9 protein-coding genes are annotated in these 12,407 nt (G+C 35.8%); 7 read left to right on the top strand and 2 right to left on the bottom strand.

The window, feature by feature from the left end; all coding sequences use genetic code 11:
- Window positions 1-478: 478 nt before the first annotated feature.
- Complete coding sequence (locus tag BXY75_RS06095) at window positions 479-853, bottom strand: winged helix-turn-helix transcriptional regulator (protein ID WP_121906826.1); 375 nt, start codon at window positions 851-853, stop codon at window positions 479-481.
- A gap of 227 nt (window positions 854-1,080) precedes the next feature.
- Between BXY75_RS06095 and nfsB the strand changes: the two genes are divergently transcribed.
- The 4 genes from nfsB (at window position 1,081) to BXY75_RS06075 (ending at window position 5,614) form a co-directional block, all read left to right on the top strand.
- Window positions 1,081-1,737 (top strand): oxygen-insensitive NAD(P)H nitroreductase, encoded by a 657-nt coding sequence (gene nfsB / locus BXY75_RS06090; protein ID WP_121906825.1) that lies wholly within the window; start codon window positions 1,081-1,083, stop codon window positions 1,735-1,737.
- Window positions 1,738-1,767: 30 nt separating this feature from the next.
- On the top strand, window positions 1,768-2,145 hold the full coding sequence (locus BXY75_RS06085) for a nuclear transport factor 2 family protein (RefSeq protein ID WP_121906824.1): 378 nt from the start codon (window positions 1,768-1,770) through the stop codon (window positions 2,143-2,145).
- Window positions 2,146-2,232: 87 nt separating this feature from the next.
- Window positions 2,233-4,095 carry a monovalent cation:proton antiporter-2 (CPA2) family protein gene (locus BXY75_RS06080; protein ID WP_121906823.1) on the top strand — a complete coding sequence of 621 codons (1,863 nt, stop codon included), beginning with the start codon at window positions 2,233-2,235 and terminating at the stop codon, window positions 4,093-4,095.
- Window positions 4,096-4,288: 193 nt separating this feature from the next.
- The gene (locus BXY75_RS06075) at window positions 4,289-5,614 is read left to right on the top strand and encodes a hypothetical protein (protein WP_121906822.1); all 1,326 of its coding nucleotides are present in this window, start codon (window positions 4,289-4,291) and stop codon (window positions 5,612-5,614) included.
- A 67-nt stretch (window positions 5,615-5,681) separates the two neighbouring features.
- Here the strand turns inward: BXY75_RS06075 and BXY75_RS06070 are convergent, their stop codons facing one another.
- A complete protein-coding gene (locus BXY75_RS06070; RefSeq protein WP_245962930.1) occupies window positions 5,682-6,764 on the bottom strand; it encodes an endonuclease/exonuclease/phosphatase family protein in 1,083 nt (360 codons plus the stop codon).
- Window positions 6,765-7,054: 290 nt separating this feature from the next.
- Between BXY75_RS06070 and BXY75_RS06065 the strand changes: the two genes are divergently transcribed.
- The 3 genes from BXY75_RS06065 (at window position 7,055) to BXY75_RS06055 (ending at window position 12,186) form a co-directional block, all read left to right on the top strand.
- Complete coding sequence (locus BXY75_RS06065) at window positions 7,055-9,046, top strand: TIR domain-containing protein (protein ID WP_121906820.1); 1,992 nt, start codon at window positions 7,055-7,057, stop codon at window positions 9,044-9,046.
- A 264-nt stretch (window positions 9,047-9,310) separates the two neighbouring features.
- The gene (locus tag BXY75_RS06060; RefSeq protein ID WP_121906819.1) at window positions 9,311-9,682 is read left to right on the top strand and encodes a BlaI/MecI/CopY family transcriptional regulator; all 372 of its coding nucleotides are present in this window, start codon (window positions 9,311-9,313) and stop codon (window positions 9,680-9,682) included.
- On the top strand, window positions 9,679-12,186 hold the full coding sequence (locus BXY75_RS06055; protein ID WP_121906818.1) for an ankyrin repeat domain-containing protein: 2,508 nt from the start codon (window positions 9,679-9,681) through the stop codon (window positions 12,184-12,186). Before BXY75_RS06060 ends, BXY75_RS06055 begins: the two co-directional genes overlap by 4 nt.
- Window positions 12,187-12,407: the final 221 nt, after the last annotated feature.

Below are 12,407 nucleotides of genomic sequence, written 5' to 3'. Positions count from 1 at the left end.
ATTATCAGGTCGATAATTTAATGAAAATCCAGTTTTCTAATAATTGGAATGACCTACAGGCAATGTTAGCCCCCTACAAGATAGAAACACTTAAAAATCATGTGTTTCTGGATTGGTTTTTTATTGCAGTTTATACCTTGCTCTTTCTAATATCAATAAAAATACTAGCCCTTTCTATAGGTAAAAGCTTGCCTTGGTTTTTATATGTAGCTTGCTTTTTTCCAGGTATTGCCGACGTCATAGAAAACTATCAATTCTTAATATTTGTAAACGATTTGAATTCGGAACATGACATTAGTTGGTTTTTTTGGGCTGTACGCTTGAAATGGGGGCTATTAATCCTATTTATTTTGATAAATATTACGATCACTTTTTATTATGGATTATATCTATTCATCGGGTTAATAGATAGAATCCAACAATTTTTTAGGTTTATTCTGAAAAAAATATAGCCGTCTGTTAATCATAATTCTTCACTTTAATCTACCTCCAAAAACTCTCCCTTTTCATTTGCAACAGTGTTTCCCCATTTGGCAATAGATATTAGAACAGGCGCTAAACTTTCACCGAAAGGAGTGAGCGAATATTCAACCTTTAACGGAGGTTTTCTTGTATAAACCTTTCTATTAATTAAACCATCTTTTTCCAACTGCTTCAACTGTAAGCTAAGTGTACGTTCAGTGATGGTCGCAATTAATTTCCGAAGTTCACTATACCGTTTTTTACCATCGATTAAATAAACCAAAATGACACTTTTCCATTTGCCACCAATTAATTCCATGGCGATGCTTGTAGAACAGGAAAACAGTTTATCGTTATATTTTATGATTTGTTTTTTAGGAGCTACTTCCATAATGATGATATATTTAAGGGCAAAGCTACAACACTATAACTATTAATACAACTATACTTTTTATAGTAAATAAATTTATTTTTAAAATCCTGATTAACAAATAGTTAATATTTTTATGTATGCTTTTTTTGTACTATCATTTTCGACCGTTATTGTGAGAAACATTAACTGTAATTACTTTTGTCACTATACTTTTTATAGTTTAATTAATATATAAATACTGATAGATGAATTTAATTGATATTTCGAACAAACGTTATTCAGCAAAAGAATTTGATGCTTCCAAGAAAATTTCCGAAGAACATTTCGAACAAATAAAAGGAGTTCTACGCCTGAGTCCGTCAAGTACAAACATGCAGCCATGGCACTTTATTATTGCAAATACTTCCGAAGGAAAAGAACGTGTTAGCAAAGCAACAGAAGGCTTTTTTAGCTTTAATAAACCGAAGGTAATGGACGCGTCGCACGTGATCGTTTTTTGTGCCAGAACGGATGCAGATGAAACCTATATGCGCCATTTATTAGAACAGGAGGATAAGGATGGTCGTTATGCAAAACAAGAGTTTAAAGATCAAATGCACGCCGGAAGAAAGGTATTTGCAGATTTACATAGATACGACTTCAAAGATTTGCAACATTGGTTGGAAAAACAAGTTTATTTGAATATGGGTTCATTGTTACTAGGTGTGGCAGCTTTAGGTATTGATGCCGTGCCAATGGAAGGGGTAGACCTTAAAGCATTAGATACCGAATTCGGTCTTCGCAAAAAAGGATTTACTGCATTGGCTGTCGTATCTTTGGGATATCGAAAAGCAACCGACTTTAATGCAGCTTTGCCAAAATCGAGATTACCTGAAGCAGAAATTATGACTCAACTCGCGTAGTTGATTGGTTAAAAAACTAAAATTTTTGAAATGAGTTTAGAGAATAATAAGCAAAATGCAATAGCTTTCTATGATACTGCCTATAAAGGGAACCCTAGAAAAGCAATTAGCGAATATGTAGGTAGTGAGTATCTACAACACAACCCAGAAGTTGCAGATGGTACAGAAGGATTTATAACTTATTTTGAAAGAATGCAACAGGAGTATCCCGAAAAGACTATAGAATTTGTACGTTGCATTGCGGAAGGAGATCTGGTAGCACTGCATACGCATCAAACATGGCCTGAAAATGATCAATATGTGACCATGGATTTTTTTAGATTTGACGAACAGGGAAAAATCTGCGAGCATTGGGATGCTATTCAACAGATTCCGAAAAGTTCGAAGAATCCTAATACGATGTATTAAAACAATTTCAAATTATACCTTTGCTGTAAGGTGAAAACTATAGTTTAGTTGCCACCATTGATTGAGAATTAGTTTTAATATGAAAGTATGAGTGGAAGTATTCTTTTTGAAATAATTGTTTTTCTTGCCGGCGCGATTATCTGCGTACGAATTGCTACAAAACTAGGCTTGAGTTCTGTAATTGGATATCTTTTTGCAGGTATTCTAATAGGACCATATGTCTTGGGATACGTGGGTCACGAAGGTGAAGATATCCTGGAAATTGCAGAATTTGGAGTGGTTATGATGCTGTTTTTAATTGGTCTTGAGATAGAACCGAAGGATTTTTGGAGGATGAGAAAAACAATTCTTGGAATGGGAGGAGTCCAAGTCGTTGGTACGACGCTTATTTCATATCTGCTTTTTGTTTCCTTCGGAATTGATTGGAAGATTTCATTAACAGTTTCAATGGCTGTGGCACTTTCTTCTACTGCAATTACACTTCAGGCTATAAAAGAAAAGGGATTGATGAATACGACCTATGGAGCTTCTTCATTCTCAATTCTCCTATTTCAGGATATTATCGTGATTTTCATGTTGGGTATTCTTCCTTTGCTGGCGAATACTGAAAAGACCCTAATTGCTAACACTGGCGATGTTGCTGTTCATACCAAATTACTAGATAATTTACCTTTAGGTTTTCAAGCCTTGGCGATTGTACTTTCGGTAGTATCCATAGTGGTTGCTGGTCGATATCTTGTTGTCCCAATGTTGCGAAAAGTGGCTTCAACTAAGGTGAGAGAACTATTAACAGCCTCAGCATTATTGATTGTTTTTGGGATCTCTTATGTTATGGAATTAGTGGGTTTGAGTCCCGCTTTGGGCGCTTTCCTCGGCGGTGTGGTTTTGGCGACCAGCGAATTTAAACATGAATTGGAAAGTACCCTGGAACCCTTTAAAGGCTTGCTATTAGGATTGTTCTTTATGGCAGTAGGCGCATCCATTAATTTTATAGTAATCGGGGATAACCCAATATTAATAGGGAGTCTTGTTGTTGGAATCATAATTTTAAAAGCAGCTGTTCTGCTTTTGGTTGGGGTGTTATTTAAGTTGAAAATTGATCAAAATTTATTATTAGCCATTGGGTTGGCACAGATAGGGGAGTTTGCATTCGTATTGCTGTCATTCGCATTTCAACTTAATATTTTCAACAGAGAACAGCTCGATATCATGCTGGTTGTAACTGCATTAACAATGGCGCTCACACCAATTTTAGCAGTTGTAAATGAACGCTTCGTTCTTCCGCGCATTGGCACCAAGGTTTCTGAGAATAAACCAATGGATACGATTCATGAGACTCACAAAGTTCTTTTGGTTGGTTTTGGGCACTTCGGAAGTACTATCGGTAGATTTCTACGTGCTCATGGAGTGAAAACTACCGTACTTGATCAGGATTCAAATCGTGTAGATTTACTAAGAAAAATGGGCTTTGAAGTTTACTATGGCGATGCAACTAGAATAGACTTATTAGAGTCTGCCGGTATTGCTGAAGCCGACGTCCTTATTCTTGCTTTGGATAATCCGGTCGATTCTCAAAATCTCGTAAAGAAAATTAAACTGAAATATCCTAATCTAAAACTAATGGTACGTGCAAAGAACCGCTATGACGCTTATGAATTGGTAAATATGGGAGTGGATCATATTTATCGGGAATCGCTCGATACTTCTATTAAATTGGCAAGTGATGTACTTCAACATATAGGTTTCGACAAAAAAGCAACCGATGAGCAAGCACAGAAATTCATTCAACTCGACGAGGAAAGTTTAAGACGATTAGCGAATACTCCTAAAAACGAGAAAGAGTATATTTTTAGAGCAAGAGCAGAGATTGCTCAACAAGAAAAATTACTAGAAGAAGACAGAAATATTGGGAGTAGTCGAATAGATTATAAGAGTTCAGTGGAGACCTAAGTAGTTTCGGCCGTTTTATCTTCAAATTTGTTATGTTCAAGAGAATCAAGGCTTATTGGTGAACGAGAGTAGAATAGACATAAAATCACAACGATTCAGCATTTATAAAAATTAGGAAAAGTCCGATTTTTATTTTAAATTTAAGGTACCTAAGTATTTCTTCCCCGGTACTTTACTATAAATTGTAGTCATTGTGATTGTAGAAAAACTAAAAAATCTTCATAGGTATTTATTTGTCATATTTTTTGTGATTTTCGGCGATGGTTTTAGCCAGGATGATGGAATAAGCGAACCATTAGACCATGAAACAATTTCAGAAAAAGATAAATTAGAAGAAGAGCAAATCCGAAATGTATTTTTCGAAAATGTGTTAATTGATGGAAGAAACTCTTCTTCAGAAGTAAAAAATAAATCTTCAGTTGAGCCGTCAAGGTCGATTGAGTCTTTTGATATGGTCGATATAGATAAAAGACTTCAACTTCTAAAGGACAACATTAGGGAACTGCAACTTGAACAGCAACGTATCGAAAGCCTACTTAAGGCAAGAGATAAGAAAGTCGTAATAATTCCGGAACAAACACAACCAGCTAAGGTTTTAGATACTTTTTCCAACCTTCCAATCATAGCGCATGCTGTTGTTGTCCAAAAAGAGGAAAGCCCGTATATAATTGTTGAAAAAATAAGTCAGGAAGAGGCCGAAAAGGCTCTTTTAGCAAAACAAAACAATCTGGACAATAATGAGATGACGACAACTGGGCCGAATGCACTTAATACAAACGATCTTAGTCGCACTACTTCTTATTCGAAACAGATAGAGACCTATAATATATCCCCTATCATTGCACCAACTCAAATAACTGTTTCCTCTAAAAGTGACGCGGATAACGCTTTAAATTCTAACACTTATTTATTAAAAGAAACAATTGATACTAGCACTGCAGGAGCGTTACAAATACGTCGAGTTTATGTAGAAATGATTGGAGAGGAGCAGGCGGATCAAGCCTTGAAGAGTAGAATTAATGTATCTGGCTCTACCAAAAATTTAGAGTTAGCTTCGGTTTCTGAAGTACAGAAAGTCCGAGCCGACTTTAACGGGGATCGAAATTCATTTTATGCTCATATCAGCGCTGTGAACAGAGCCAATGAGAGTACTACAATTTGTTTTGAAAACTCGAAATGCAAACCTTTGGTAGTTTCAAATACAATTGGCGGTCGCATAAGATCTTTAAAATTCAAGGGTAGTGACAGAGATTACCTTCTTTTTACTGCCAACATTAATGATGACGATTTTTCTAAATACTTTTTATTTGTTCTTCGGAATAACGAGTGGAAGCAGGTGATGAATAGTTTTGCTATTCATAAAAGTAATCTTTCTTCAACCATAGCTCCCATCAGAATAGACCCGAATGATCCCGACCAATTGTTACATTATTATTCCGTCTTTGATTTTGAAGATGCTATCACTGCTAAAAACCCATGGAAATTAAAGGAAGAAAGTGTAAAGAAAAGAGCCTGGTGATTTTAAGTTCACTTTAAAATTAGGAGTGGATGAATTTCATCTTCTCTTTTAAAAATTAGTTTAAAATTTATTTATTCTTTTCAGCTTTATGAAAATTATCGATTTGATCCTGAGCTCGTTCGAGTTCATCCTTTGTGGGATAAGGACGTTGCTGAGCATTTTTACCTTGCGGTTCAAAAGTAAGGGAGGTAAACAACGGAAAATGATCTGAATTTACGTCATCACATTTTTCGATTCTTTTCAATTTAAATTCTGAAGCGATAAAAATATGATCTAAAGGCCACCTTAATAATTTACTCTCTGCATTATACGTATTAAACAATCCTCTGCCTTTGCGTACATCCAGCAATCTACTAACATTTTGAAACAATTTGGAAGTGACAGACCACGCTACATCGTTAAAATCGCCTATCACAATCACAGGATATTTTGATTTTAATGCTAATTCTGCAACCATCATCATTTCTGCATCCCGATCCGTGCTCTTCGGGTTTTCCTGCGGCATGGGTGGGGTGGGGTGGATTGCATACAATTGTATGGTGTCCTTAGATGATAGTATTAACTTAGTGTGAATAGATGGAATACTGTCGCTCACCAAATACTTTACTTGAGTGTCTATAAGCGGTAATTTCGAGTAAAGCAACATTCCGTAGGTGTTATCCAATGGAACTTCTACTTGATAGAAATACTTTGCATCAACTTTATTTTTTAGTCGATTTTGCCAAATTTTATCTGTTTCAGTGAATAATAAAAGATCGGCATTGTATTTTTTTATCTGCGCAAATAGGCTGTCTGGTTTATTGTTTTTTTGTAAAACATTTGAAGTATATAGGGTCAATTCTGAAGTTGAATCTCCGGTAGAATTAGCCATTTCAAAAGGAGCAAATGTCGTGTATGGATATATCTTACTAAACTGAAATATAAAACACAAAACTAAAACAGTCGCGAATGTATAATCTCTCCATTGCTTAAAGTCAAAACGAATTATATAAATCAATAAAGCGATTAGCGTTAGGACTGTGAGTTGCAAATGAGGAAAATCGAACATCCTTATCCACCAATAATCCAACGGAACGTAGGGCACTAGTGATAATACTATTGCAATTACTCCAAAGCCAGTTAAAAAATTTTTAAGTGTAAATTTATTCAATAGTCAAGTATTTAAGCCCACAAGATACGGACTTAAATTAATGCATTGCAAACTGAAGCTTAGTTAAAAAACTACTAAAAATTTGAGGTTTGACTAATCAATAGCATTAGACAAACGAAAATTAGCCATGCGTAAAATTAATCATGAAATTAACATGGCAGTTAAAACCTCTCATTATTTTAGTTACAATTTTTAGAGGAATATTGCTTTACTAAACTGAAAATCAGAATAATACTAATTATTTACTAGATTAAATCGTATTTTGAACTATTCTTAGAAAAGTAGGCAAGATGAAATACAACGCATTTATCTCATATAGCCATAGTCAGGATTCTACGCTTGCACCTAGCTTAGAAAAAGGGCTGGAACAGTTTGCAAAATCGACTTTTAAACGTCGGGCTTTAAATATTTTTCGCGATTCGAATGATCTTTCGGCTTCACCGGATTTATGGGGTAAAATTGTGGAAGGATTAAATGAATCAGATTATTTTATATTCCTTGCTTCTCCCGCCGCGGCACAATCCAGATGGTGTAAAAAAGAAGTAGAGCATTGGAAGGCCAATAAATCGATGGATCATTTCTTAGTGGTACTCACTGAAGGTGAACTGGTTTGGGATGAAGAAAAAGCCGATTTTGATTGGAATAAATCCACAGCCATCCCTGAAAACTTGTCCGGGTGTTTTCAAAACGAACCCTTGTTCGTCGATTTTCGCGGAGAGCAAAAGGTGGAAGATTTACACTTAGACAATGCCGATTTTCAAGCTAAGGTAGTTTTATTAGCCGCCACACTGCATGGAAAAGCAGTGGGAGATATGGTTGGGGAAGGCATAAAGCAACATCGACGCACTTTGCGTATTCGGAATAGTGCTATAGCCATTTTGAGTATGCTTTTAATTGCCGCAGCAAGCACTGCCATTTATGCTTTTCAACAAAAGAACCTTGCAGAAGATAATGAAGCTAGAGCATTAACAAGTGAAGCTCAAGCTCAAGAACAAACTAAGGAAGCGCAGAAGCAGAAACAAATTGCGATTCAGGAACGAGACAATGCAAGGAAGGCTAAAGACGAAACTGTTCCTTGGGTGATAAGATCTACGTGGTCATCAGCTCAAGAATATACCTCTCCACAAAACGATGTTAAAGGTATTCGTGGATTGGTAGCGCACGCAAAATCACTTATCAGTTTGGAGAAAATTCGCTTTTTATCCCCAGTGCCGATTTTTAAAAGTGGACCACATAAGGAGGAGTATAATTGGTACTCAAACGAATTTGGACATTACAACCCGGAGTTCATTGAATGGACCTCCAAATATCTCATCCCCGGTGCTGATGATGTAGTTTTTAGGAAAAAATCTCAATCGGTATATGACAAGCATTTAAAAACATTGGCACGTGCATATTGTAGGACGTATGAGGCGTTACAATTGGATAAGGATCTTGTAGAAGTTCAAAAAGCAGCGTATCTCGAACATTTAGCTTCCGGAAAAACCGGAAATTTTTTCAGATCTTCAACCTATGATGATTATTTAAATGAAATGGAAGAGCTTCAATTTGGCCTATTTCCTTATTATGCAGATGTCGCTTCTGGATTTTGGATTCGACGCGAAATAGATGGTACTTCAGGTCATTTCATAAAAGCTATCAGAAAATTGATCAAGACTTATGATCCGGAATTATTCGAGGAATGCAATAATATTAAATACCCATGGAGCAATGCAGTGGCCGAATTTATGCCTGGAACATGGAGTATTTTTGATAAATATCAGAACAAATCTTTTGCTTTTTTTAAGGCAAATGGTAAGCTTTTAGTGCAAGTTGGAAGCAGGACGTATGAGCACACTTGGGAAAATGTAGGTAAAAATCATTTCAAAATAGATGGAAAGGATATTAAGGCTCGATACAATATGATATTGTTAGGCCTTCCGGAACTTGGTCCTAATCCAAGAATGTCCAAATTATATTCTTATCAGGAAAAAGTATTCGACGATTATGATGGAAAAGTTAAGCATCCCGTTAATATCACGACCATATCCACATCTATGGGTGAATTCCATATTACACCTGATGGGAATTGGATTGGACCAAATGAATCAGGTGATTTGGTTGAATATCAAGAACTAGGTAGAAGCAAAAGTGATGTTTATGGTATTTATCTTTATAATGATAATTCTAAAACTTATTTTAATTTTAATTTTTACCAAAAGAAGGTTAATAAGACAACAGAAGCCAAGGCTTCACATCAAGTAGCAACTATAACCGATTATGATATTGGGACCATGAATTAAAAATTGGTAGAGCTCAATTCTTAATTCAATAATAGGATTAAACTAGTTGTACTTTATAATTCTATCTCACTCACACTTACAACTAGTTTTAGGGATATATTACAAGCCTCTAATCATCGACTATGAGAGATCTACTAAAAGTGATTCTTGAAGTATACAATCCATAAGCTCAACGTAATTTTCTGCTCCTTCCATAAATAACTACTAAAAAATTAGTAGACCTACTAATTTTTTAGTAGTTTTGAGTATTCTAAACATTCAGACATGGAAAAATTAACCAAACGCGAGGACCAAATCATGCAAATTATATGGCAATTAAAAACCGCCTTTATAAGAGATATAATAGAAAGACTTCCCGAGCCGAAACCACATTACAATTCTGTAGCTACTATCGTAAAGATCCTGGTTAAAAAAGGGGTTTTGCAATCTGAATTGATAGGGAATACGCACCGATACAGTCCGGTGGCTGAGTTTGAAGAGTATCGGGATAATAAACTGGAAAATATTAAAAAGAAGTTCTTCGGAAACTCATTTCCTAAAATGATGGCTTATTTCGCAAAAGAGGAGAACCTAACTGAAGAAGATATTTCAGAATTAATTGAAGTAATTAAAACGAATAAATCTAAGAAATCATGATCCTACTTCTTATAAAAACATCGATCATAATCGCGGTAGTTCTTGCTTTCTACAAGCTTATTATTGAAAAGGAAACCTTCTATGCTACTAATCGATTTTATTTGATAGCTGGGTTAATCTTCACCTTTGCTTTACCTTTTATTTCACTACCAAAACTAATCGAAAATCAGGGTTTTGTTTCTACTCTAATCGAAACTAAAAAAGCTTCAGAAGAGACGGATCAATCTAGGATTTTTGAACCTATACCTGTCCCGGTTTCCGAAGAGAACAAATCTGTAATTGCAGATCTTTCCGAAGAAAACCTGGCGGTAGAAACTACAAATATTGGACCTACATTTAGTTGGTTAAGCATATTGTTTTACATCTATATATTTGGTGTAATAGTTCTGTTTTTAAACCTATTATCACAGATAGTTAATCTTTTACTTAAAGTAATTAGCAGCAAAGATAAAATCAGAGACACCGATGGGATTATTATTAATTCGAGCAGTATAAAAGAGCCGTGTTCTTTCTTCAATTACATTTTTATAAATCCTGAACAATATGAGTTCGAGATCTATGAACAGATTATTGCGCACGAGAAAATTCATGTAAAAAAGAGACATAGTATAGATCTTATGTTGTCTGAAATTGCGGTCATTCTGTTGTGGTTCAATCCATTTGTTTGGCTTTTCAGAAAAGAAGTAGAGAAAAATATTGAATATCAGACAGATAATCATCTTTTAGACAACAATGCCACAAAAAAAGATAGTTATCAAATGAATTTATTAAGGATAGCAACCTACAATAAACCATTAACTATTACTACCAATTACAATCAATCATTAATCAAACAACGAATAGCAATGATGAACAAGAAAAAATCAAATCCGCACAGCTATTGGAAATATGCATTCACCATGCCACTATTTTTAGCAATAGTATTACTCTTAAATAAGCCCAATACGGTATTTGCACAATCCGGTCAGGAAGCAAAACAATTAAATGAGGTAGTGAATACAAATGAAGTAGATGATACGTCTTCAGAGGCTTTAATAAATTCCGCAAACGACGATAAAGTGATTGTTACATCCAACTGCACAAAACTATTAGATGCGATTAGAGCTAACGATATCGAATTGGTTAAAACGCTGCTTAAATCGACCGATGCAAATTGCATAGACCCAAATCCCGGTTACGATGTGTTTACCAAAAATGGTCATAAATGGCAGTCTGAAAGGGCGAATACTCCCTTAACTGCTGCAGCAAGAACCGGTAATGTGGCAATTGCAAAACTATTGATCGCGAAAGATGCCGATGTCTCATTGGTAGCAAACGGTGAAGGAACTGCTTTAATTAACGCAGCGCAACATGGTCAGCTCGATTTTGTAAAATACATGATAGAAAAAGGAGCAGATATTCATCGCAGCTTTCCTAATCAGGGGAATGCATTAATTGCTGCCGCAGGTTCCGGCAATGCTGAAATGGTACAGTTTTTAGTTTCTAAAGGAATGGACATTAATGCATATACGCCAAACCAAGGAAATGCTTTAATCACCGGATGTTCAAGTGGGAATCTTGAAGTGGTGAAATTTCTATTGGAGAAAGGAATGGATATAAATTTTATCGCCCCCAATCAAGGTAATGCCATTATCGCAGCTAGTAGTAATGGGCATCTGGAAACGGTTAAATATTTAATTTCTAAAGGGGCAGATATCCATAAGATAGCTCCAAATCAAGGTACCCCACTTATTGTTGCTGCGAATAATGGGTATCAAAACGTCGTTTCTTTTTTAGTGACAAAAGGAGCGGATGTAAATCTAATTTCACTAAATCAAGGAAGTGCAATAAGTGTTGCAGCTAATAACGGACATATGGATGTTGTAAAATACCTGGTTAGCAAAGGTGCGAACGTCAATTCTCAAAGTAACTCAAATGGATCGGCGTTGATATCTGCTGCCCGAAACGGAATGAATGATAATGTATCATTTTTGATAGAAAAAGGAGCTGATGTAAACGCTCAAACTGATGGTAGTGGTTCGGCTTTAATTGCAGCTGCTAGAAATGGCAATAACTCAACAATTGAACTTTTAATTTCAAAAGGTGCCGATGTTAACTTAGAAAATGATGGTAGCGGCTCTGCGTTGGTTGCCGCTGCTCAAAACGGACTTATTGATACAGTAAAACTTTTAGTGGCTAAAGGAGCAAATGTGAACGGCATTACAGACGGCAGCGGTTCATCCTTAATTGCGGCTTCTGCCAATGGATTACATGATATGATCAATTTACTACTGGAAAATGGCGCAGATATTAATTTGCAAAGTGACGGCAGTGGATTCGCATTGCATGCAGCAGCTAAAAACGGCCGTTTAAAAACTGTGCAACTTTTAATAGAAAAAGGAGCGGATGTCAATTTATACAATAGTGGCAGTGGAACAGCATTGGCAGCTGCTTCACGAAACGGACAGAAAGCTGTGGTAGATTATCTGCTTTCAACAGGCGCTGAGCATATTTACTCGAACTGACACGATTTCTTTAGGAAAGAGGTTCCAATATAAAATGAAATTGTTGATGAGCTCCGTCCACAGAATGTATCTGAAAACTATGCAAGGGCTCACATCGAATAAACATCGTATAATATCTAGGTAAAATTTAAAGTCTCCCTTTTGAAGGGAGATTTAGAGGGATGTTTCTTGTAGGTGATTTCGTTATAGCACCAAAGTGTTGCGATATTTAAAAACTTCAG

It is taken from the genome of Ulvibacter antarcticus, assembly GCF_003688405.1.
In the GTDB taxonomy this organism is placed as follows: domain Bacteria; phylum Bacteroidota; class Bacteroidia; order Flavobacteriales; family Flavobacteriaceae; genus Ulvibacter; species Ulvibacter antarcticus.
This window is presented reverse-complemented; position numbering and strand designations above follow the sequence as displayed.

What these genes read in the sequence shown, in the direction of transcription:
- BXY75_RS06095 (WP_121906826.1), bottom strand. Translation starts at nt 853, where the DNA reads ATGGAAGTAGCTCCTAAAAAACAAATCATAAAATATAACGATAAACTG.
- nfsB (WP_121906825.1), top strand. Translation starts at nt 1,081, where the DNA reads ATGAATTTAATTGATATTTCGAACAAACGTTATTCAGCAAAAGAATTT.
- BXY75_RS06085 (WP_121906824.1), top strand. Translation starts at nt 1,768, where the DNA reads ATGAGTTTAGAGAATAATAAGCAAAATGCAATAGCTTTCTATGATACT.
- BXY75_RS06080 (WP_121906823.1), top strand. Translation starts at nt 2,233, where the DNA reads ATGAGTGGAAGTATTCTTTTTGAAATAATTGTTTTTCTTGCCGGCGCG.
- BXY75_RS06065 (WP_121906820.1), top strand. Translation starts at nt 7,055, where the DNA reads ATGAAATACAACGCATTTATCTCATATAGCCATAGTCAGGATTCTACG.
- BXY75_RS06060 (WP_121906819.1), top strand. Translation starts at nt 9,311, where the DNA reads ATGGAAAAATTAACCAAACGCGAGGACCAAATCATGCAAATTATATGG.
- BXY75_RS06055 (WP_121906818.1), top strand. Translation starts at nt 9,679, where the DNA reads ATGATCCTACTTCTTATAAAAACATCGATCATAATCGCGGTAGTTCTT.